Genomic DNA, 22,594 nt, shown 5'->3' with positions numbered 1-22,594 from the left:
CTTCTCCTTGCTTAAACTATTTTCCCCAGCGAAGCGCAGGGGTATTAACTGATGCATCCCAAAGGGAAAGAATATCATCATCTACTTTGACTAGAGTAATTGATATGCCTTGCATATCTAAAGAAGTGCAGTATGAGCCTACAAGATTGCGTTCAATGGTTAGTCCAAACTGTTGGCAACATTCTGTCAGTTTATTGTAGACACCATATAGCTCAGAGAGTGGAACTGAACCCAAATTATTAACTAAAGCGATGACTCGATCTCCTTTTTGTAAGGCTTTTTTCTTATCAGTAACCTCGTTCCATTGATGATTTTTATGATCCCAACGGCGTGTTTTACGTTCATAATCACCATGTGCAATTAGGGTATCAAACATTTGTTCAACTGTTTTATCAAGATTCTCAAAAGGACGACGTTCAATACCTGGTTCACCATGAATACCAACACCAAATTCCATTTCTTGTTCATTTAGCGTAAATGACGGTTTTCCTGCTGCAGGAACTGTACAAGCACCTAATGCAATTCCAATAGAATGACCTTGGTTATTAAGTTTATAACCTAGTTCAGCCAATTGATCTAAGTTATAGCCTTTATTGGCGGCAGCACCTAATAATTTTTCAAGAATAACGGTATTAGCCACACCACGGCGGCCTGCAGTATACAAACTGTCTTTTACGGCGACATCATCATCCACTAATACGGTGGCAACTTTATTTCCCATATCAGCAAGTAATTCAGTCGCAGTTTCAAAATTTAAAACATCGCCTGTGTAGTTTTTAATTAATAATAATATTCCTTCTCCACTGTCTACTGACATTCCACATTCAAACATTTGATCTGGTGTTGGCGAAGTAAATATTGCACCAGGGCAAGCTCCATCTAACATACCATCCCCTACAAATCCAGCATGCATTGGTTCGTGTCCACTTCCACCCCCTGAGATAATTGCTACTTTCCCGGCTACTGGTGCATCAATTCTTCGAATATAAACGGGGTCCGTATTTAAAACGAGTTGTGAATGTGATTTGACAAAACCTTGTAATTGTTCATCAAGTACAGTTTCAACTGTATTAATCAATTTTTTCATATAATATTTCCTTATATTAGGGTTAATGAGATGGATATAGATGGCATAGGTATACTAAGTGAAAAAGAAAAATAATTCTGTTATCAACATCACAAAATGAGCGTAAAGGAAAATGGAGTTGGGGCAGGATTTCAGTTAGAATAATTTCAATGACGAATTATTCATGAGAATTTTATATGTTGTTATCAATTCTTTATCTCGTGGGGATTACCGCAGAGGCGATTACGGGGGCATTAGCCGCTGGGCGTGAAAAAATGGATATTTTTGGTGTGGTGATTATTGCTTCAATGACGGCTATTGGTGGAGGCTCTGTTCGAGATGTATTGTTAGGACATTATCCATTAAGTTGGGTAAAACATCCTGAAAACTTTTTAATTGTTGCAAGTGCGGCGATTTTAACCGTATTTATTGCTCCTTTTATTAATCATTTTATGCGTTATTTTCGAACTATATTTTTGGTTTTAGATGCTTTAGGATTAATTGTTTTTTCTATTATTGGGGCCCAAGTTGCATTAGATATGGGACATGGATTTACGGTTGCCTCTATTGCGGCAATTATAACAGGGGCTTTTGGTGGGGTACTGCGTGATCTTCTATGTAACCGAATTCCTTTAGTTTTCCAAAAAGAGCTTTATGCGAGTATTGCCTTATTAGCTACGGTTATTTATATTGGATTACAACATATAGGTTTAGAACAAAATATTACGATTATCGTGACCTTAATAAGTGGTTTCATTCTACGTTTATTAGCAATTTACTTTAAATTAGGGTTGCCCGTTTTTGATTTTCAAGAACAACAAATAATCGTAAATTCAGTGGATGATAAATTACCAAAAAAAATAAAATAATGGGGCAGAGTATGTCGATAATTAATGAAATGGGCAAACAAGCAAAACAAGCATCATTTATTCTTTCTCAATTATCTCAAACAGAGAAAAATAAAGCTTTATTAATTATTGCCGAACAATTAGAAGCTCAGAAAGATATCATTTTAGCGGAAAATGCAAAAGATGTTCAGGAAGCAAAGGGAAATGGTTTATCTGCATCAATGATTGACCGTTTATTACTGACAGAAGAGCGGTTAAAAGGTATTGCTAATGATGTTCGTCATGTTATTTCATTAGCCGATCCTGTAGGAAAAATCATTGATGGCGGAGTATTAGACAGTGGATTAACGCTGGAACGTATTCGAGTACCTCTAGGTGTAATTGGCACAATTTATGAAGCGCGTCCAAATGTGACAATTGATGTGGCAAGCTTATGTCTAAAAACGGGTAATGCAGTGATTTTACGAGGAGGGAAAGAAACCCAACATTCCAATAAGATTTTAGTAAAAGTCCTGCAAGATGCTTTACAACAAGCTGGATTGCCAAAACATGCAGTACAAGCAATTACTGATCCTAATCGTGAATTAGTAATGGAATTGCTGCATTTGGATCAATATGTCGATATGATTATTCCTCGTGGTGGAGCAGGTTTACAAGAACTTTGCCGAAAAAATTCTACTATTCCAGTAATTATCGGAGGAATTGGCGTTTGTCATATTTTTGTAGAAGAGACCGCAGATCAAGAGAAAGCGTTACCTTTGATTGAAAATGCAAAAACACAACGCCCAAGCACTTGTAATACCTTAGAAACCCTGTTAGTTCAAGAGAGTATTGCCGAAACCTTTTTACCCAAATTGGCTAATCATTTAAAAACGAAAGCTATAAAATTTCATGCGGATCCTACCGCACTTTCTATTTTAAAAAATGTGACAACTGAGGTTGAGCGAGTAACAGAAGAACAGCTCGCTAGAGAATGGTTATCTTATGATCTCAATGTTGTGGTAGTAAAAGATATTGAACAAGCGATAACTCATATCCGTCGATATGGTAGTGAACATTCAGAAAGCATTCTGACCGAATCACAAAAATTAGCAAAACAATTTGTGGCTCAAGTGGATGCGGCCGCAGTATATGTGAATGCCAGTACAAGATTTACTGATGGTGGACAATTTGGGTTAGGTGCAGAAGTTGCAGTGAGCACACAAAAACTGCATGCACGGGGACCAATGGGATTAGAAGCATTAACCACTTATAAGTGGGTGTGTGTAGGAGATTATAGCTCGAGAACTTAACGAGAAAAAGTGCGGTAGAAATTTTAAAAATTTTCTACCGCAGAAATAAAAAAGGCGTTAACTTTAATTAACGCCTTTCTTTTTGAATTTGGTTGCGGGGGCCGGATTTGAACCAACGACCTTCGGGTTATGAGCCCGACGAGCTACCAAGCTGCTCCACCCCGCGTCAGATGCGATGTAATATACTCGCTTTTGGATTAATTGCAAGAAAATTTTATGTTAAATGCTTTGTTTGCAATAAAAATAGTCAAAATGACTAATTAATCAACAATGGAATGTTTATTAGCCTGAATGTAAATTATAGAAAAAAGATTAGAGAGTTGTGCTATTTTTTGATAGCATAGCTCGCTTACATTAAGCCTAACATTTAAATATCACGACTTAATCTCAATCATTGTCTCTTTCTATTTTATTAGGACTTTACCATGCTATTTAAAAAGCGTTTTTTACTCAAAGTGACTATACTTTGCGTTGCTACTATTTTAGCCTCTTGTTCATCTGATGTATCTAGACGAGGATCTTCGAGTTCAGGCGTGAATACTTCCATTGATTTGCAAAAATTTGGAGCAAAATATAAAGATCGTTCATATACGACTAATTTATTTTCTACGATGTCGGTTGATAATTATTCAGGAGTTGTTAATCAAGGGGATTTTTTAACCCAATTATCAAATGTGCGTACATATTCCACTGCAATTAGTTCAACTTACGCTGAAAATTATAGTAAGGTGATGCAGTGGGTTATTTCTGGGGCTGATGTTACCCAATTAGAGAATTATGGTATTCGCCCACAAGTGATGGCAGGTGAAGATGGTTATCAAAATGTTCTTTTAACAGGTTATTATTCTCCAGTGATTCATGCTCGTCGTTTGCCACAAGGGCAGTATCAACATCCTATTTATGCATTGCCTTCACAAAAACGTTTCACTCGAGCTCAAATTTATCAAGGGGCATTAGTCGGTCAGGGATTAGAATTAGCTTATAGTGATTCAATGTTGGATAATTTTCTCCTAGGGGTGCAGGGGAGTGGTTATGTGGATTTTGGCGATGGTAATTTAAATTACTTTGCCTATGCAGGACAGAATGGTTATAAATACCAAGCCATTGGGCGTTTATTAGTGGAGGATGGTGAAATAGCCAAAGAGAAAATGTCTATTCAAGCTATTCGAGATTGGGCAAAACTTAATCCTTCACGCTTACAAAGCTTGCTTGAACGTAATCCATCTTATGTATTTTTTAAAAATGATCCAGCAGGTAAAGTAAAAGGTTCTGCTGGTGTACCTTTGGTACCTTTAGCCTCTGTGGCATCTGACCGTAATATTGTACCATCAGGTTCAATACTTTTAGTTGAGATTCCACAAATTGATGATCAAGGTAATTGGACAGGTAAACATAAACTGCATTTGATGATAGCACTAGATGTGGGGGGCGCAGTGAAAGGGAATCACTTTGATTTGTATCAAGGTGTTGGCGATAAGGCAGGCCATGTATCAGGTTTATTAAAACATTATGGTCGAGTTTGGATTTTACGTTAATTTATTTAATTTTTTAGTAGATAAATAGAGATTGGCACGAGAATAAACTCGTGCCAACTTATTATGTCATAACGAGGTAAGTTTAGATGGCGTCTGTTGATAATTATGAACAACGGTTTGGAGGCATTGCTCGCTTATACACAACACAAGGTTTAACACGTTTACGTCATGCCCATATTTGTGTCATTGGTATTGGTGGTGTGGGTTCTTGGTGTGTGGAAGCGTTAGCTCGTTCAGGGATAGGTAAAATAACCCTAATTGATATGGATGATATTTGTGTTACCAATATAAATCGCCAAATTCATGCATTGACTGGTAATGTTGGAAAGCTTAAAACGGAAGTGATGAAACAACGCATAGAGCTGATTAATCCAGAATGCGAAGTCAAAATTATTGATGATTTTATTTCCATAGATAATTTAGATGAATATCTTGATTGTGGTTATGATTATGTTATTGATGCGATTGATCATGTAAAAACTAAGGCAGCTCTGATTGCTTATTGTAAACGTAATAAAATTAAAGTGATTATGATCGGTGGAGCGGGTGGACAAACTGATCCTACACAAATTCAAATTAAGGATTTAAGTAAAACAATTCAGGATCCTCTTGCTTCAAAAGTGCGGTCACTTTTACGCAAAGAATATCATTTTAGCCAAAACCCTAAACGTAAATTTGGTGTAGATTGTGTATTTTCCACACAACCATTAATTTTTCCTCAAATGGAAAAGGAATGTGCTATTTCTGCAACGATGAATTGTGCAAATGGGTTTGGTGCAGCAACCATGGTTACAGCAACTTTTGGTTTTTTTGCGGTTTCCCGTGTGATTGATAAATTGCTTTCGAACTGATTACTTATTTTTTTATAAAAAAAAAGATAGCTAATTAAAGATAAAAAGAGTAATCTAAATACGATTTGCATAAGCATATTTAGACTAATTAAGGATTAAGCTATGAAAAATTTAAATAAAATATTTACTAAAGGATTACTTGCTAGCGTGGTGGCTTCTGCCGCTTGTGTAGCAAATGCAAATATTGTGACTTCAGTAAAACCATTAGGGTTTATTGCTTCTTCTATCGCTGATGGCGTAACTGAAACAGAAATTATTGTGCCACCAGGTGCTTCACCTCATGATTACAGCCTTAAACCAACAGACGTAAAAAAATTAAAATCAGCGGATTTATTATTATGGATTGGTGAAGATGTCGATAGTTTCTTAGAAAAAAGTTTAAGTAGTGTAGATAATAAAAAAGTAATTACTATTGCAGATTTACCAGGTATAGAACCTTTATTAGGAAAAGCTGCACACCATCATCATGATGACCATGACCATGGACACGACCATGACCATGGACACGACCATGACCATGGACACGATCACGACCATGGGCACGATCACGACCATGATCATGGACATGACCACGAGCATGCTCATAATCATGCAGATGCACATGAACATCATCATGACCATGAACATGAACACGATGAGAATGGGTTAAGCACAAACTGGCACGTATGGTATTCTCCAGCAATTAGTAAAGTTATCGCACAGAAATTAGCTGATAAGCTAACTGAGCAATATCCTGCTAAAAAAGAGCTTGTTGCTAAAAATTTAGCTGATTTTAACCGCACTTTAGATGAACAAGGTGAGAAAATTAAAGCTCAATTAGCACCAGTAAAAGAAAAAGGCTTTTATGTTTTCCATGATGCTTATGGCTATTTCAATGATGCATATGGTTTAAAACAAACGGGTTATTTTACAATTAACCCACTTGTTGCTCCAGGTGCAAAAACCTTAGCAACCATTAAAGAAGAAATTGAAGAACATAAAGTGGCATGCTTATTTGCTGAACCTCAATTTACACCTAAAGTGATTGAAACCTTAAGTAAAGGTACTGGTGTTCATGTAGGGCATTTAGATCCAATTGGTGATAAAGTTAAGTTAGGTAAAGGCTCTTATGCCAACTTCTTACAATCAACTGCAGATAGCTATTCAGAATGCTTAGCTAAATAATCGTTGTTAATACGCTAATAATAAGGCTCCATTAGGAGCCTTATTTATTTGCAATAATAACAGCACGTTTAGGTGCTGGATAACCTTCAATGGTTTTTCGGTGATCATTGGGATCGAGAAAGTCAATTAAACTTTCATTTTCTAGCCATTCAGTTTTACGCTGTTCTTTTAATGAGGTGACTTCAACATCTACGCAGCGTATATTGGTAAAGCCTACTTTTTGAAGCCAGTTGACTAATGCGTCTACTGAAGGAATAAAATAGACATTTTTCATTTTTGCATAACGATCTTTAGGAACAAGAACCGTATTTTCATCACCATCAATGACGAGGGTTTCGAGCACTAACTCTCCACCTATGCGCAATTGGTTTTTTAATTGCGTTAAATGATCAAGAGGTGATTTTCGATGATAAAGTACGCCCATAGAGAATACGGTATCAAATACTCCTAAAGGTTGCATTGCTTCAATACCAAGGGGAATTAAATGGGCTCGACGATCATTATTTAATAATTTACGTACAGCTTCAAATTGACACAGGAATAATTCTGTTGGGTCAATCCCTATCACCATTTTGGCACCTTCACCAACCATACGCCACATATGGTAGCCACTTCCACATCCTACATCCAAAATAAGACGATTTTGCAATGGTGATAAATGCGGTAAAACACGATTCCACTTAAAATCAGAACGCCATTCGCAATCTATGTGAATTCCATATAGATGATAAGGGCCTTTCCGCCAAGGCATGAGTTGTTTTAAATGATAAATAATGCGCTGTTGCTCACCCACAGAGAGAGGCTGATCATTTTCAGCTTTGACTGCATGCTTTAAGTCAATATGATCTGCAGATAAGTGCGGTAAGAAATCAATAATTTTTACCCATTTCTCATATTCACCATGAGTTTGTGTTTGCCATTCTTTTAGTTGTAATGGCAAGGATTCTAACCATGATGAAAGATCACTTGTAGCAATTTGTTGATAAAAAGGACGAAAATCAATCATATTTTAATGTGCTTTTTTATAGGCTTCATTGGCTTTTTCAAAAGTTTCGATAATTTGCTGATTAGGCGCTGGTGAAACTAAAGATACGACAATAATCATCAAGGTTGCTAGCGAAAATGCAGGAATCATTTCGTATAAATTTGCCCATTCAGAACCTACTGGCATGACAATTTTCCAACAGAAAACGACAATCGCTCCAGTTAACATTCCCGCCATTGCTCCTGAAGATGTCATGCGTTTCCAAAATAATGAAAGTAATACAACTGGTCCAAATGAACTACCAAATCCAGCCCAAGCGAATTCAACGAGTTTTAATACTTTGCTGTTTTCATCTTGAGCTATCCAAATGGCTAGTGCTGCAATAACTAATACCATAGCACGGCCTAACCAAACTAATTCTCTTTCGGTCGCTTTAGGGCGAATAAATCCTTTATAGAAATCCTCAGTTAATGCACTGGAGGAAATTAATAATTGACAACTTAAAGTACTCATAACAGCAGCGAGAATGGCAGAAAGTAAAATACCCGCAATCCAAGGATTAAAGAGTAATTTAGCTAATTCAATAAATACTTGTTCTGGTTCTTGATTCACTATTCCAGCAACATTTGGATTCGCATGAAAATAAGCAATACCAAAGAAACCTAAACCAATAGCCCCAGCAAGGCAAATCATCACCCAGGTAATACTAATACGGCGGGCTTTATGTAAAGAATTCACTGAATATGCTGCCATAAAACGTGCCAGAATATGAGGTTGACCAAAATAGCCTAATCCCCAAGCTGCTAGGCTTAACAAACCAAGAGGCGTTGTGCCTGTAAATAGATCTGTAAAATCTTTTTGTTGTACTAGCTCAGCCTGTTGCATTACCATGGAAAAATCATCAAACCCACCAAGTGAAATCACAATAACAACAGGTGTTAGAATTAAGGCGAATAACATTAATGTTGCTTGGATAGTATCTGTCCAACTGACTGCCAAAAAACCACCAATAAAAGTATAAGCAATGGTTGCTAAAGCACCGTACCAAATGGCAGTTGAATAGTCTATATTAAAGAGATTTTGAAATAATTTTGCACCTGCAACAACGCCAGAAGAGCAGTAAATTGTGAAAAATACTAGGATAATTGAGGCTGAAATAATTTTTAATAAATGGTGAGAAGTTCCAAATCGATGATGAAAATATTCAGGTAAAGTTAAGGCATTATTATTAAATTCAGTATGAACACGGATACGTCCAGCCACAAATAACCAGTTAAAGTAAGCACCAATCGTGAGACCGATTGCGATCCAACCTTCGACTAAGCCAGATACATAAACAGCACCTGGTAAGCCCATTAATAGCCAGCCAGACATATCAGATGCTCCCGCTGACATTGCTGTTACAAAGCTACCTAAGCGACGGCCACCTAAAATATAATCTGATAAATTTTTTGTATAACGATAGGCAAGAATACCAATGGTAATCATGCCTAAAATATAAATAGTAAATGTAATTAGAGTTGGATCCAATCCAAACATTAGTAAACTCCATACCACTAAACCTATCTTATATAAGGAAGCTTTATTCAATGCCGAACCTTATTACAATAGGATTAGTATGATTGCTAGTGGATTATTATGATAAATTTTGAGAAAAGTCATATTTTACAATAATTAGCCCTGTTATTCCATTGTCCTTTTCGCTAGACTAATAACAATTTTGATAAATTTAATGACGAGTTAGGTATTTTTAATGGATTCAGTTGAATTATTGGTGAATGTCACCCCGAATGAAACACGAATCGCATTGGTGGATACGGGAATTTTAAAAGAAGTTCAAATTGAGCGCCAAGCGAAACGGGGAATGGTCGGAAATATATATAAAGGGCGAGTTACTCGTGTCTTGCCAGGTATGCAGTCTGCATTTGTGGATATAGGCTTAGAAAAGGCGGCATTTTTACATGCTTCTGATATTGTTTCTCACACAGAGTGTGTAGATGAGACGGAGCAAAAGCAATTTGTCGTGAAAGATATTGCTGAGCTAGTGCGAGAGGGGCAAGATATTGTTGTTCAAGTGGTAAAAGATCCTTTAGGAACTAAAGGTGCACGTTTGACCACCGATATTACGCTACCGTCTCGTTATCTGGTTTTTATGCCTGAAAATAGTCATGTTGGTGTTTCACAACGTATTGAAAGTGAAGAAGAACGTGCAAGATTAAAGTCATTGGCAGAGCCTTTCTGTGATGAATTAGGGGGATTTATCATTCGTACTGCAGCAGAAGGTGTAAATGAGGAAGAGCTTAAACAGGATGCAGATTTTTTAAAACGATTATGGCGTAAAGTGATTGAGCGCCGAGTAAAATATCCAACACGTTCCATGCTATATGGTGAACTTGCGTTAACACAACGAGTATTACGTGATTTTGTTGGAATGAAAATTGAGAAAATTCGTATTGACTCAAAGCTTTGTTTCAATGAAGTTAAAGAGTTTTGTGAAGAATTTATTCCAGAGATGGTAGGAAAACTGAGCTTATATGCAGGTAATCAACCATTATTTGATGTTTATGGGGTAGAAAATGCTATCCAAATTGCTTTAGACAAGCGAGTAAATTTAAAGTCTGGTGGTTATCTCATTATTGAGCAAACCGAAGCAATGACGACTATTGATATTAATACTGGAGCTTTCGTAGGACATCGTAACCTTGAAGAAACTATTTTTAATACCAATATTGAAGCAACTCAAGCTATTGCACAACAATTACAACTACGTAATTTAGGTGGAATTATTATTATCGATTTTATCGATATGCAAGCAGAAGAACATCGTAATCGAGTGATTCAATCTTTAGAAGAAGCGTTAGCTAAAGACCGAGTAAAAACCAATGTTAATGGTTTTACCCAGTTAGGCTTAGTTGAAATGACTCGTAAACGTACTCGAGAAAGCTTAGAGCATGTTTTATGCGGTGAATGTCCAGCCTGCCACGGTCGAGGCCAAGTGAAAACAGTAGAAACAGTTTGTTATGAAATTATGCGTGAGATTATTCGTGTGCATCATTTATTCTCTAGTGAGCAATTTGTTGTGTATGCTTCAAGGGCAGTTGCGGAATACTTGATTAATGAAGAGAGCCATGGTTTATTAGCTGAGCTAGAGGTTTTTATTGGCAAACAAGTGCAAGTGAAAACAGAAGTGTATTATAATCAGGATCAATTTGATGTGGTTGTGATGTAATAATTGTGAAAAGTGCGGTCAGTTTTAGAAAAATTTTAATGAGTTAGGCGAAGCTAATCAGTGGATTAGTTAAGATCATTAAAAAACGGTAAAATTGACCGCACTTTTTATATATAATTATGCCTAAGATGGCTTTTTAATTAAAAATATATTAGGAACAGAATGTTAAATAAAGTTGAACAAAGCTTACTTGTACCAAGTAATTTATGTATAAAAGATCTCGCCAATATTTTTGATCAACTGTCTCACCGTGAATTAGATTATTCGGATATTTATTTCCAACTAAGTCAAGATGAAAGCTGGGTTTTAGAAGATGGAATTATCAAAGAGGGTGGATTCCATATTGATCGTGGCGTTGGCTTACGAGCAATAAGTGGAGAGAAAACAGGCTTTGCCTATTCCGATCAAATTAATCTTGCCAGTTTACAGCAATGTGCCAATGCGGTGAAGGGAATTGCTAATGTGCAACAGGGAAACATCATTGTGCCTACAAAATTTTCCTCAGTAAACCCTCCTTTACGTTATGCGAGTATTAATCCATTAGATACCTTAAGCAAAGAGAAAAAAATTGAATTATTATATTTGGTGGACAAGACAGCTCGTACAATGAGTACCTATGTAAGCCGTGTTTCTGCTAGTTTAAGTGCTATTTATGAAGAAGTATTCGTTGTGGCAACAGATGGTACATTAGCTGCAGATATTCGCCCATTGGTACGCTTATCTATTTCCGTATTAGTGGAAAAAGATGGAAAACGGGAACGTGGTAGCGCGGGTTGTGGTGGTCGTTTGGGTTTAGATTGGTTTTTAGAATCTGTGGATGGTGATATTCGTGCAGTCCATTTTGCCAAGGAGGCTGTTCGTCAAGCTTTAGTTAATTTAGAAGCTGTTGGCGCACCAGCAGGTCCAATGCCCGTAGTTTTAGGTGCTGGGTGGCCAGGTGTATTATTACATGAAGCTGTAGGACACGGATTAGAAGGTGATTTTAATCGTAAAGAAAGTTCGTTGTTTTCAGGCAAGATTGGAGAGTTAGTTACTTCACCATTATGTACGATTGTTGATGATGGCACTTTATCTGATCGTAGAGGTTCCTTAACCATCGATGATGAAGGTACACCTTCTCAATGTAATGTATTAATTGAAAATGGCATATTAAAAGGTTATATGCAAGATAAAATGAATGCTCGATTAATGGGCGTTAAACCTACAGGAAATGGTCGTCGAGAATCTTATGCACATTTACCTATGCCTCGCATGACAAATACATATATGCTTGCTGGTCAGAGTAAATTTGAAGACATTATAGCATCTATTGACCATGGTATTTTTGCTTCCCATTTTGGTGGTGGGCAAGTGGATATTACTTCAGGTAAATTTACTTTTTCTACAACAGAAGCATATTTAATTGAGAAAGGTAAAATTACTAAGCCAGTAAAAGGAGCAACCTTGATTGGCAGTGGTATTGAAGTAATGCAACAAGTTTCTATGGTCGCGGATAATATGGAAATTGATCATGGTATCGGTGTTTGCGGTAAAAGTGGTCAGAGTGTCCCTGTTGGTGTTGGGCAACCAGCCTTGAAAATTGAAAAGATTACCGTGGGTGGAACTCATTAAGTTGCTATAAGACCGCATAAAAGTGCGGTCTTTTTTATGAAAATAATTTTTCAAATGATGTTGATAAAAATATAGATATCGCAAAATAAGCTCTTAAGAGCTGACTAATTAATTGGTTGTGATGAGATATTTTCAGTTGAAATAAGGCTATGAAAAAGCTGATTGGTTAAATTCTTATTCTTAAATAAATAGGTTTTATTAAACAATAAAATGAAATAGTTAGAGGATTATCTAGGTTAATATGTTCTTTAATAAATCTCTCTTAGATAAAAAAGTGTAAAAAGTTTTGTCAAGTTATTGACAAAAAATCGATAAAACTTTACAATTCTTGAAATTTTATCTAAAGGTAACTTTGATAGAGCTAAACTTTAAATATTTTATTCATAAAACCCCTTTAGCCAGAACTTTTTGTTCTGGCTTTTTTCTTTTTAGGGAAATAGAGATTTTATATTTATAAGCTGATTGAATATATTTAATGTTATAACTTCAGCTTATATGATGATTGATGATTTAGAAGTTAACTTTTAGAGGAACAGATTAACAATTTGCATGAGTAATATTAAATAACTCATAATTCGGTGGTAATTGAGGATCTGCATCATCTTCTTTAAGTGGTTCAATTTCAGGTTGCTTAGGATAGGTTTCGCTCACTTTGCCTTTCTCTTTTCCCAACAACTGATTTTGGATTTGTGCAAATCCAGTTTTGCCTGAGAGCCATACTTGAATAAAGTATTGATTAAATTCAGTATCAAACTGATGATCAATCACTTGGTTATTCAAAATAAAATATCCAGTATTTTCTAATGAAATATAACTTAAACGATCATTGGGTGCAAAATCAGGCATAGGGATTGCTTCTAATTCCTTTAGCCATGTAGTGGTTTGCTCTTTGCTTGCGCCTAAAGATTCCATTTCTTTTATAAGAATAATTGAAAAATTTTTCCCTTCTACTGGTTTGGCATAATCAAATGAAAACATAAGTGGCGATTGGTTTGCTTCATAGTGACCATCTTCACTATCTAAGGAAACCGTGTAAACGAGGAATGGACCCCAGTTATAATCAGCCTTACCGACATTGATCCATTGTGCATTAACCAACACAGGAAACAAACAGAAAAGTGATAAGAAAAACGATTTAAGTTTCATAAACATTTCTTAATAATAATAGTTGTGGTGATTATATCAATAATTGAAATAAAAAAAAGGCGAACGATGTCGCCTTTTCCATTTAATTTTCAATTTCTTTATTTTAGGCTACCAACCATATCAGCAGGCACAACCCATTTATCAAAATCATCAGCTGAAACTAATCCTAAATTGATAGCTTCTTCACGCAATGTTGTACCATTTTTATGTGCAGTTTTAGCTATTTTAGCTGCATTTTCATAACCAATATGAGTATTTAATGCGGTAACCAACATTAATGAGCTGTCAAGCAAGTGTTTAATGCGAGGATGGTTAGGTTGAATACCACTTGCACAGTGTTCATCAAATGATACACAAACATCAGCAATTAATTGAGCTGATTGTAGGAAGTTTGCAGCCATAACAGGTTTAAATACGTTTAATTCAAAGTGACCTTGTGAGCCAGCGAATGAAATTGTCGTATCGTTACCTAACACTTGTGCTGCAACCATTGTCATTGCTTCACATTGAGTTGGATTAACTTTACCTGGCATAATTGATGAACCAGGTTCATTTTCAGGAATTAAAATTTCTCCGATACCTGAACGTGGACCAGAGGCTAATAAACGAATGTCATTTGCAATCTTGAATAATGACATGGCAACTTGTTTTAATGCACCGTGAGTTTCAACGATAGCATCATGAGTCGCCAATGCTTCAAATTTGTTTTCAGCAGTGATGAATGGTAAACCAGTAAATTTTGCAATGTATTCAGCAACTTTGACATCATAACCTTTAGGCGTATTTAAACCTGTACCAACTGCGGTACCACCTAATGCTAATTGACGTAAATGTGGCAATGTATTTTTAATTGCTTCTAAACCGAATTTTAATTGAGCTGCATAGCCACTGAATTCTTGACCTAATGTTAATGGGGTTGCATCCATTAAGTGAGTACGACCAATTTTAACAACATCTTTAAATTCTTCAGATTTAGCTGCTAATGTTTTTTGTAAGCGTTCGATAGCTGGAAGCGTGGCTTCAACGACTTTTTTATATGCAGCAATGTGCATTGCAGTTGGGTAAGTATCGTTTGAAGACTGTGATTTATTTACATCATCATTTGGATGAATAATAGATTTTTCGCCTAATTTACCACCATTAAGAACATGTGCACGATTTGCGATAACTTCATTTAGGTTCATATTAGATTGTGTACCTGAACCAGTTTGCCAAATAACTAATGGAAATTGATCATCTAATTTACGTGCTAAGATTTCATCACAAGCTTGAGCGATTAAATCCCGTTTTTCAGTAGGCAAAACACCTAAGTCAGTATTTGCAAATGCAGCCGCTTTTTTTAAATAACCGAAAGCTTCAATAATTTCATGTGGCATTGACGCTTCAGGGCCAATTTTAAAGTTGTTACGTGAACGCTCTGTTTGTGCTGCCCAGTATTTATCAGCAGGAACTTTCACTTCGCCCATAGTATCTTTTTCAATACGAAACGTTGTCATTATGATCACCTCTATAGTAATAAATAAAAAATTTGCATAAATATTAACACCTAAGAGTTAGTATTTAAAACAAGAAAAGTGAAGAAAACTCTTTTTTGTGATTTAGATCATATCCTTTGATATTTCTTGATTTATCCTAAGGTGATAGGCTAATTAAGCGATGATCTTATTCTTTTTACAAACCTCAAGCGGTTATTTATAATTTCAATTATGTTATTGGAAAGAAGGTGAGTTTAATGAATGATAAAATTATTTTTTCACAGTCAGAAAATCCGCAATCTAACTTTGATTTTAAACCTAAACAAGAGTTTGCTGAGTCAGAGATAACCGTTGATCCTGAAGCATTGAATAGTGAAACTTTAGAAGGGGAATTGCTCACCGAAAAGTTTGAAGAAACACTTAATCCTAAACCTCGTTGGTGGAAAAAGCTCTTAGCAGCGAGCATCATCTTATTTTTAGGTGCAACCGTTGCTCAATCTATTCAATGGTTAATTGATACTTGGCAAAACCACCAATGGATTTACTTTGTTTTTGCTTTAGTTAGCTTTCTTGTCGTGGTATTAGGATTATCGGCTTTAATTAAAGAATGGCGTCGCTTAGTTAATTTAAGACGACATATGGATTTGCAGCAACAAAGTGAATATTTAATAGAGAAAAGTGCGGTCAATTCTCAAGAAAATTTTCAGCTACAAGATAGTGAATCAGGTAAACAATTATGTTTAAAAATTGCCTCTGCAGTAAATATTGATGAGCAGGCGCCAACTTTTATTCAATGGGAAAAGCAAATTAATGATAGCTATTCAGCACAAGAAGTTGCCTATTTATTTAGTCAGGAAGTGTTAAAACCGATAGATAGTAAAGTCACTAAACTGATTACTGCAAGTGCAATTGAGGCTGGAACTATTGTTACCATTAGTCCACTAGCACTAGTAGATATGTTCTTTATTGCATGGCGTAATATTCGTTTAGTCAATAAGATTGCAAAAATTTATGGCATTCAGTTAGGCTATTTCAGCCGTTTACGATTAATGCGTTTAATTTTAGTGAACATTGCGTTTACTGGGGCTACAGAACTTATACAAGAAATAGGTATGGACTGGCTTTCTAGAGATATTGTTGCAAAACTTTCTGCTCGTGCGGCACAAGGTATTGGCGTAGGCTTGCTTACAGCCCGATTAGGTATTAAAACAATGGAGTTTTGTCGCCCACTGAAATTCCGAAAAAGTGAAAAACCTAAATTAAGCCATATTCATCGTGAATTGTTAGGCTCGTTAAAATCAAGTGTTTTTTCTTTATCAAAAATAAAAGATAAAGAAAATGTGTAAATAAAAGTTGCCATTAAACTTTTATTATTTACATTCACAAGGTATGATAGAAAATTATTATCCTGTTTCATTTATTAACTGTTAGAGAAAAATATGCCAGCAATCAATACATCATCACATTTTACGGTAAATCAATATGAATCTTTTACTGATGTGGTGGCAGTAAGCCTTAAAATGAGAAAATTATTAGAGAAGGCTCAAAAGTTTGCTTTGTTAGATGCACCCTTACTCATTGAAGGTGAAACAGGTACAGGTAAAGAGCTAATTGCTAAGGCATGTCATCATTTTAGTCTTCGAAATACGCAAAAGTTTATCGCAGTAAATTGTGCTGGTTTACCAAATAGTGACGCAGAAAGTGAAATGTTTGGACGAGTTGATCATGGGAAAACTTATACGGGCTTTTTCGAGTATGCTAATGGTGGTACGGTATTATTGGATAATATTGCTGAACTGCCTCTTAGTTTACAAGCGAAACTTTTGCGTTTCTTAAATGATGGAACCTTTCGTCGTGTTGGTGAAGAAGCAGAGCGTTATGCCAATGTAAGGGTTATTTGTACTTCACAAATTTCCTTGCAACACTATGTGGATAAAGGGAAAATACGTAGTGATTTATTTCATCGTCTTAATGTACTTACCTTACAGATTCCAGCTTTACGAGATCGAATAGAAGATATTCCACAATTAACCTCATGTTTCATTGATTTAATTAGTCGACAGTTAGAGATACAAAAGCCGACTTTTGACCAAGCATTTATTCAATATTTAAAAGCTTATCAATGGCCTGGTAATGTACGTGAACTTTATAATGCATTATATCGTGCTTGTTCATTAGTAGAAAATAATCAATTATCTATTGATGGTTTAAATTTAGCTGAATCAGAAACTACGCCTTTAACATTAGAACAATTTTATAACAAGAGCCTTGAAGAGATTATGAATAACTTTGAAGCAAGTGTTTTACGTAAGTTCTATGAACAGTATCCAAGTACTAGAAAATTAGCGACTCGCTTGGGCGTATCTCATACAGCAATTGCAAATAAGTTGAAACAATATGGAATAGGAAAATAAATTTTTAAAAAGACTACCGCAGTTTATCTTTTCTTTAATAACATCGCTGTTATTTGACGATTTAGAGCTTGCCTATATTCATTTCATCTAAAATTCCTTGAGGTGTAAATTGATTTAAATGGGCAAAAGTTTTCACTAATTTTAACCATTCCACCTTATCAACCTGAATTTCCAATAAAAACTCACCTTTATCAGAAATTTTTTCGTCCCGAATACAATTTAATTGATATAACTGATGACGAATTTTTCCTTCCTGTGGTTGTAAAGTTAAATTTAAATAAAGAATTTCATCAGTTAAACGTTGGCGGATAGCATTAATTAATAAATCAATTCCATCTCCCGTAAATGCAGAAAGATAAACGGCAACAGGGATTTGATTTTCATCATATACAATATGAGGAGTGACATTTTCTAAATTATCAATTTTATTATAAACCAATAGCGTTGGAACTTGATTGGCTTTAATTTCTTCTAAAACCTGATTAACTGCGGTGATATTTTCTAATTTTCTTGCATCTGCTGAATCAATCACATGTAAAAGTAAAGAGGCTTCAGTGGTTTCTTGCAAAGTAGATTTGAAAGCGGAGATAAGATCATGGGGTAAATCACGGATAAAACCTACAGTATCGGCTAAAATAGTGGTGCCAACATCTTGTATTTGTAATCGACGTAAAGTGGGATCCAGTGTTGCAAATAGTTGATCTGCTGCATAAACTCCAGCTTGCGTAATTTGATTAAATAAGGTGGATTTCCCAGCATTGGTGTAACCCACTAATGAAACGGTTGGAATATCTGCTTTTTGTCTGGTTTGACGGTTTTGATTGCGTTGTTTCTCAACTTTAGTTAAGCGACTTTGTAATTGAGCAATACGCACTTTAATAAGGCGACGATCAGTTTCTAACTGTGTTTCACCAGGCCCACGTAATCCTACCGCGCCTTTTTGTTGATCTAAGCCCGTTTTACGACGGATAAGTCTTGTCGCTAAGTGTTTTAATTGAGCTAATTCAACTTGTAATTTCCCTTCATGAGAACGTGCTCTTTGGGCAAAAATATCTAAAATTACTCCAGTCCTATCAACAACACGACAGTTACAAAGCATTTCTAAGTTTCTAGTTTGTGCAGGAGTTAAGATATGATTTACTAAAACAACATTAGCACCATAACTTTTTACTGCATCAGCAATTTCTTCTGCTTTTCCTAAACCTACAAAATATTTGGCTTGTGGCGTGGAACGAGCAGTTGTGATAGTTTTTAGAATATGGACATTTGCCGAAGAAGTAAGTTGTTGGAATTCTTCCAGATCTTCAAGGTTTTTATCTTGAGAGAAAAAAACATGCACAACAATAGCATTATCAGATTGAGCTGATAATTTTGTACCAGAAGAAAGTGCGGTCGAATTGACCGCACTTTGGTGAATATAAATTTCTTTATCCAATATTATTCGACTTGTGCTTCTGCTATTGGAGCATCGGCTTGTTGAGAATGTTGTTGAGGTGTACCGTTGTGGTGAGATACTGAACGGGCAGGAACAACAGTTGAAATTGCGTGTTTATAAACCATTTGGTTTACAGTATTTTTTAATAAAATTACGAATTGGTCGAATGATTCAATTTGGCCTTGTAATTTAATACCATTTACTAAATAAATCGAAACGGGAATGCGTTCACGTCGTAATGCGTTTAAATAAGGATCTTGTAAAGATTGTCCTTTTGCCATTTTATTTTCCTTCTTATATTTATAGTTAATAAAAATTTAGGTGCAGAAGCTATACGTCTCCCTTGTGTCAATATAGCAACTTTTATCGAGTTTGCATAGCTAAATCAAATGCTTGTTTTATAATTTCTTTATTTTCTGCATTTTTTAAACTGTCTAACCATTGAATTGGATATTTCCATCCCCTTAGCCAAGTGATTTGCCGTTTCGCTAATTGACGAGTTGCCGCAATCCCGCGAAAAATCATTTCTTCATAAGAATAATCACCACGTAAGTATTCCCACATTTGACGATAACCAACACAGCGAATTGAAGGGAGGTCAATATGTAAATCTCCACGACGATATAGCTTTTCCACTTCTTGTTGGAAACCTAATTCAAGCATTTTATGAAAACGTAATTCAATACGTTCATGCAATAAAGCACGTTCTTGAGGTGCAATCGCAAACTGTAAAATATTATAAGGAATTTCCTCCCCTTTTTGTTCAGTAAGCTCAGTCATGGATTTGCCGCTAATATAAAATACTTCTAAAGCCCGATTTATACGCTGGCTGTCATTCGGATTAATACGTTCTGCTGAAACAGGATCTATTTGGGATAATTCTTGATGTAATGCTGGCCAGCCTAATTTTTGTGCTTTTTTTTCAATTTCTAACCGCACTTTTTCATCTGCCTGAGGAAGTGGAGATAGTCCTTCAAGTAAGGCTTTGTAATACAACATTGTGCCTCCTACTAATAAAGGAATCTTGCCTTGTGCGGTAATTTTCTGCATCTCACGTAATGCATCAGAACGAAAATTAGCAGCAGAATAACTTTCTGCCGGATCAATAATATCAATTAAACGATGTGGCGCTAAAGCGAGTTCTTCTTCACTTGGCTTTGCCGTACCAATATCCATACCTTTATAAATTAATGCAGAATCTACACTAATGACTTCCACAGGTAATTCCTGACGTAGCTGAATGGCTAAATCTGTTTTCCCTGATGCGGTAGGGCCCATGAGAAATATTGCTGTTGGTTGAGATGTCATATGAATTTGTAATATTTTATTAAACTTATCCTGATTGATCAGAAAGTCAGTTATTAATATGCTTTTTAGTTATATATTTTAACGGATTTTTATCTTGATTTTTAACTATTTTTCTTATATTTGGAAGCATGTTTTTTATAAATATCAATTTTTTATTAAAAAATTAATTTAAATAACTTTTTGCATTTATTTTTAATATTTTTTCATCATAAGTTTAATATTGTAAATTATTGTAAATAAATAATATTTTGATTGATAAATAATAAATTAAGAATAATCTTAAGTAAAAATTAATTTTTATTTAATTATTTTTTAATATTTTTTTAAGTAAAATTTAATTTTTTTGTTTTATCTGTGAGGAGATACTTTTTCAGTAAGGAAAAACAAATGAATAAAATTTTTAAAATCAAACTGAATCCAATCAGTCAAACTTATCATGTATGTTCTGAATTAGCAAAACGTGCAGGTAAAGTAACGGGTCATATTGCTGGTATTATGACTGTAACGATTTTATCTGTTGGAGTGGCAGAATCTGCAACAGCGACAAATCCCCCGGGTGATGGATTAGGTATTGCTGTAGGAACTGGAAGTAGTGCACCTAAAGCTGAAAATGTCGCAGTTGGAACCAATGCAAAAATAGCTTATAGCAATGGTGCAAGTAATGCCACTGGTGATATTGCGGTGGGTAATGGCACGAATATTAATAACTATGCTAGCCAAGGCGGTAGTATTGCGGTAGGTAGCAATGCAAAAATTGAAAATATGGCTGGTGGTGCTGAAGCTTCCTTTGCCTTTGGGCAAACTACCTATAGTGGAAATTTCTTTTCTAGTTCACGTATTCCTGCGGATCCTACAAAAGCCATGGGCAGTATTGCTATTGGTCAAAATTCATTTGCCCGTACTGGTAGTACGATGATTGGTACTCATAATTATAAAGGTGCGTTAGGGGATACAGAAGTTGATAGTGCTTCAACTCGTACAAGCAATTTAAATGTATATGCTACGACTATCGGTAGCAATAGTCATAGTAATGGTGCTTTTACGACTACTACTGGTGTCTATAATATTATTTCAAGTAAATACAATGGTGGACGTATGGCAAACCCAGTTAAAAACTTGGGGGCTACCGTTTATGGTTCATTAAATAGTATTGAATCTATGACAGGAAATAACCATGCAGGTATTGCCAATAGTGTAACTGGTATCGCTAACCGTGTGGCTAACAGTAATGGTGCTTTGGTTTATGGTGCAGGGAATACCATTGAAAATTCTGTGACAACTTTATCTGGAGTACCAACAAGCAGTGGGGATTCTGCCAAAGCATTTCAAGATACTTTAATAAAAAACATTCAAAAAAATAAATCGGGTGGTTCTACCATGGCGTTTGGTGGTGGAAATACCGCAAACTATACATTACGTTCCTCAATGATTGGTGTTAATAATACATTAACAGGTACTTCTAGCAATCAAAGTCAAGAAAACTTGATAACAGGTTTCCAAAATACTGCAACTAATGTTGATAATACAACTATTATCGGAACTAGCAATACCGTAACCGACAGCAGTAAAAATATTGTTATTGGCGATAACCATAAAGTTACGGGTAAATCTAATAATGTCATTATTGGATCCGCAGATGCAGAACAAGAAACAACAGTAGATGAAGTTGTTTCAATTGGACATAATGCACTTGCGAATATTAAAAATTCAGTGGCTTTAGGCGCAAAATCAACAACATTATCAGCTTCTAATACAACGAAAGGTGCTGATGCTTATCAATCCCAGGAATTTACCATTAATGGAGTTAAGAAAACCGTTAATTTTGCAGGTGGTAATGCTTCTGGCGTAGTATCTGTAGGGAATGTAGGTTCTGAACGTCGTATTCAAAATGTGGCAGCTGGTTTAATTTCTAATACAAGTACTGATGCAATTAATGGTAGCCAATTATATGCGGCGATGTCCCAATTATATCCAGCTTTATCTATTTATAGTAAAGGTACGGCAACAGTCAATGGTGTAACCGTTAATACTTATACGGCAGGTACACAACTCCCAACTGCAAAATATGATTTAAGTAAGCTTAGTTTTGATTTTGGTAATGGGTTATATGCAGCTGAAAAAGATAATGGTGATGGAACTAAGACTGTATTTGTTGGTTTAGATAAAGAAACACTTAAGAATGATCCTAACTTTAAGGGGCCTAAAGGAGATAAAGGTGACCAAGGTCTTCCTGGC

At 35.6% G+C, this 22,594-nt stretch carries 18 protein-coding genes and 1 tRNA gene; 10 read left to right on the top strand and 9 right to left on the bottom strand.

Annotation, left to right across the window (positions count from 1 at the left end; all coding sequences use genetic code 11):
- Positions 1-16 precede the first annotated feature (16 nt).
- Positions 17-1,087 (bottom strand): dihydroxyacetone kinase subunit DhaK, encoded by a 1,071-nt coding sequence (dhaK, locus tag HMPREF1052_RS08990; protein ID WP_005761548.1) that lies wholly within the window; start codon positions 1,085-1,087, stop codon positions 17-19.
- A gap of 176 nt (positions 1,088-1,263) precedes the next feature.
- On the opposite strand from dhaK, the gene HMPREF1052_RS08985 reads away from it, so the two are divergent.
- Complete coding sequence (locus HMPREF1052_RS08985) at positions 1,264-1,935, top strand: trimeric intracellular cation channel family protein (RefSeq protein WP_005761482.1); 672 nt, start codon at positions 1,264-1,266, stop codon at positions 1,933-1,935.
- 17 nt (positions 1,936-1,952) lie between these two features.
- A complete protein-coding gene (proA, locus tag HMPREF1052_RS08980) occupies positions 1,953-3,206 on the top strand; it encodes a glutamate-5-semialdehyde dehydrogenase (protein ID WP_040596548.1) in 1,254 nt (417 codons plus the stop codon).
- Between the two features lie 89 nt (positions 3,207-3,295).
- On the opposite strand, the gene HMPREF1052_RS08975 is transcribed toward proA, so the two are convergent.
- Positions 3,296-3,372 (bottom strand) — tRNA-Met (locus HMPREF1052_RS08975).
- 259 nt (positions 3,373-3,631) lie between these two features.
- On the opposite strand from HMPREF1052_RS08975, the gene mltA reads away from it, so the two are divergent.
- The 3 genes from mltA to znuA all read left to right on the top strand — a co-directional run bounded on the left by mltA (position 3,632) and on the right by znuA (position 6,756).
- On the top strand, positions 3,632-4,741 hold the full coding sequence (mltA, locus tag HMPREF1052_RS08970; protein WP_005761453.1) for a murein transglycosylase A: 1,110 nt from the start codon (positions 3,632-3,634) through the stop codon (positions 4,739-4,741).
- Between the two features lie 86 nt (positions 4,742-4,827).
- Entirely contained in the window at positions 4,828-5,592 is a 765-nt protein-coding gene (gene tcdA, locus HMPREF1052_RS08965) for a tRNA cyclic N6-threonylcarbamoyladenosine(37) synthase TcdA (protein ID WP_005761541.1), read from the top strand.
- 102 nt (positions 5,593-5,694) lie between these two features.
- Positions 5,695-6,756 (top strand): zinc ABC transporter substrate-binding protein ZnuA, encoded by a 1,062-nt coding sequence (gene znuA, locus HMPREF1052_RS08960; protein ID WP_005761423.1) that lies wholly within the window; start codon positions 5,695-5,697, stop codon positions 6,754-6,756.
- 40 nt (positions 6,757-6,796) lie between these two features.
- Here the strand turns inward: znuA and cmoB are convergent, their stop codons facing one another.
- Together cmoB and putP are read right to left on the bottom strand one after the other, a co-directional pair.
- The gene (gene cmoB, locus HMPREF1052_RS08955) at positions 6,797-7,762 is read right to left on the bottom strand and encodes a tRNA 5-methoxyuridine(34)/uridine 5-oxyacetic acid(34) synthase CmoB (protein ID WP_005761535.1); all 966 of its coding nucleotides are present in this window, start codon (positions 7,760-7,762) and stop codon (positions 6,797-6,799) included.
- A 3-nt stretch (positions 7,763-7,765) separates the two neighbouring features.
- Positions 7,766-9,280: a sodium/proline symporter PutP gene (gene putP / locus HMPREF1052_RS08950; protein ID WP_005761594.1), complete on the bottom strand. Its 1,515-nt coding sequence runs from the start codon at positions 9,278-9,280 to the stop codon at positions 7,766-7,768.
- A 214-nt stretch (positions 9,281-9,494) separates the two neighbouring features.
- Between putP and rng the strand changes: the two genes are divergently transcribed.
- Both rng and tldD read left to right on the top strand, forming a co-directional pair.
- Positions 9,495-10,970, top strand: coding sequence for a ribonuclease G (gene rng / locus HMPREF1052_RS08945; protein WP_005761529.1), 1,476 nt, complete (start codon positions 9,495-9,497; stop codon positions 10,968-10,970).
- A gap of 162 nt (positions 10,971-11,132) precedes the next feature.
- Entirely contained in the window at positions 11,133-12,581 is a 1,449-nt protein-coding gene (gene tldD / locus HMPREF1052_RS08940) for a metalloprotease TldD (RefSeq protein ID WP_005761420.1), read from the top strand.
- Between the two features lie 537 nt (positions 12,582-13,118).
- Here the strand turns inward: tldD and HMPREF1052_RS08935 are convergent.
- Together HMPREF1052_RS08935 and fumC are read right to left on the bottom strand one after the other, a co-directional pair.
- Complete coding sequence (locus tag HMPREF1052_RS08935; RefSeq protein ID WP_005761566.1) at positions 13,119-13,727, bottom strand: hypothetical protein; 609 nt, start codon at positions 13,725-13,727, stop codon at positions 13,119-13,121.
- A 98-nt stretch (positions 13,728-13,825) separates the two neighbouring features.
- Positions 13,826-15,223 (bottom strand): class II fumarate hydratase, encoded by a 1,398-nt coding sequence (gene fumC / locus HMPREF1052_RS08930; protein ID WP_005761578.1) that lies wholly within the window; start codon positions 15,221-15,223, stop codon positions 13,826-13,828.
- A 236-nt stretch (positions 15,224-15,459) separates the two neighbouring features.
- On the opposite strand from fumC, the gene HMPREF1052_RS08925 reads away from it, so the two are divergent.
- A complete protein-coding gene (locus HMPREF1052_RS08925; protein WP_005761433.1) occupies positions 15,460-16,548 on the top strand; it encodes a TIGR01620 family protein in 1,089 nt (362 codons plus the stop codon).
- Positions 16,549-16,641: 93 nt separating this feature from the next.
- Positions 16,642-17,616 (top strand): sigma 54-interacting transcriptional regulator, encoded by a 975-nt coding sequence (locus tag HMPREF1052_RS08920; protein ID WP_005761437.1) that lies wholly within the window; start codon positions 16,642-16,644, stop codon positions 17,614-17,616.
- Positions 17,617-17,677: 61 nt separating this feature from the next.
- Here the strand turns inward: HMPREF1052_RS08920 and hflX are convergent, their stop codons facing one another.
- The 3 genes from hflX to miaA form a co-directional block, all read right to left on the bottom strand.
- Positions 17,678-19,051 (bottom strand): ribosome rescue GTPase HflX, encoded by a 1,374-nt coding sequence (hflX, locus tag HMPREF1052_RS08915; RefSeq protein ID WP_005761502.1) that lies wholly within the window; start codon positions 19,049-19,051, stop codon positions 17,678-17,680.
- Positions 19,052-19,053: 2 nt separating this feature from the next.
- Positions 19,054-19,332: an RNA chaperone Hfq gene (gene hfq / locus HMPREF1052_RS08910; protein WP_005761612.1), complete on the bottom strand. Its 279-nt coding sequence runs from the start codon at positions 19,330-19,332 to the stop codon at positions 19,054-19,056.
- An 82-nt stretch (positions 19,333-19,414) separates the two neighbouring features.
- On the bottom strand, positions 19,415-20,359 hold the full coding sequence (miaA, locus tag HMPREF1052_RS08905; RefSeq protein WP_040596523.1) for a tRNA (adenosine(37)-N6)-dimethylallyltransferase MiaA: 945 nt from the start codon (positions 20,357-20,359) through the stop codon (positions 19,415-19,417).
- 387 nt (positions 20,360-20,746) lie between these two features.
- On the opposite strand from miaA, the gene HMPREF1052_RS08900 reads away from it, so the two are divergent.
- Positions 20,747-22,594, top strand: a 1,848-nt coding sequence (locus HMPREF1052_RS08900; RefSeq protein ID WP_005761588.1) for an ESPR-type extended signal peptide-containing protein, incomplete at its 3' end; no start/stop codon positions are given.

This window comes from Pasteurella bettyae CCUG 2042, from assembly GCF_000262245.1.
Classification (GTDB): domain Bacteria; phylum Pseudomonadota; class Gammaproteobacteria; order Enterobacterales; family Pasteurellaceae; genus Basfia; species Basfia bettyae.
The sequence above is the reverse complement of the archived record's forward strand: the minus strand, read 5'-3'. Positions and strand labels throughout refer to the sequence as shown.

Coding starts and splice junctions, on each gene's coding strand:
- dhaK (WP_005761548.1), bottom strand. CDS start 1,087: ATGAAAAAATTGATTAATACAGTTGAAACTGTACTTGATGAACAATTA.
- HMPREF1052_RS08985 (WP_005761482.1), top strand. CDS start 1,264: ATGTTGTTATCAATTCTTTATCTCGTGGGGATTACCGCAGAGGCGATT.
- mltA (WP_005761453.1), top strand. CDS start 3,632: ATGCTATTTAAAAAGCGTTTTTTACTCAAAGTGACTATACTTTGCGTT.
- tcdA (WP_005761541.1), top strand. CDS start 4,828: ATGGCGTCTGTTGATAATTATGAACAACGGTTTGGAGGCATTGCTCGC.
- znuA (WP_005761423.1), top strand. CDS start 5,695: ATGAAAAATTTAAATAAAATATTTACTAAAGGATTACTTGCTAGCGTG.
- cmoB (WP_005761535.1), bottom strand. CDS start 7,762: ATGATTGATTTTCGTCCTTTTTATCAACAAATTGCTACAAGTGATCTT.
- putP (WP_005761594.1), bottom strand. CDS start 9,280: ATGTTTGGATTGGATCCAACTCTAATTACATTTACTATTTATATTTTA.
- rng (WP_005761529.1), top strand. CDS start 9,495: ATGGATTCAGTTGAATTATTGGTGAATGTCACCCCGAATGAAACACGA.
- tldD (WP_005761420.1), top strand. CDS start 11,133: ATGTTAAATAAAGTTGAACAAAGCTTACTTGTACCAAGTAATTTATGT.
- HMPREF1052_RS08935 (WP_005761566.1), bottom strand. CDS start 13,727: ATGAAACTTAAATCGTTTTTCTTATCACTTTTCTGTTTGTTTCCTGTG.
- fumC (WP_005761578.1), bottom strand. CDS start 15,223: ATGACAACGTTTCGTATTGAAAAAGATACTATGGGCGAAGTGAAAGTT.
- HMPREF1052_RS08925 (WP_005761433.1), top strand. CDS start 15,460: ATGAATGATAAAATTATTTTTTCACAGTCAGAAAATCCGCAATCTAAC.
- HMPREF1052_RS08920 (WP_005761437.1), top strand. CDS start 16,642: ATGCCAGCAATCAATACATCATCACATTTTACGGTAAATCAATATGAA.
- hfq (WP_005761612.1), bottom strand. CDS start 19,332: ATGGCAAAAGGACAATCTTTACAAGATCCTTATTTAAACGCATTACGA.
- miaA (WP_040596523.1), bottom strand. CDS start 20,359: ATGACATCTCAACCAACAGCAATATTTCTCATGGGCCCTACCGCATCA.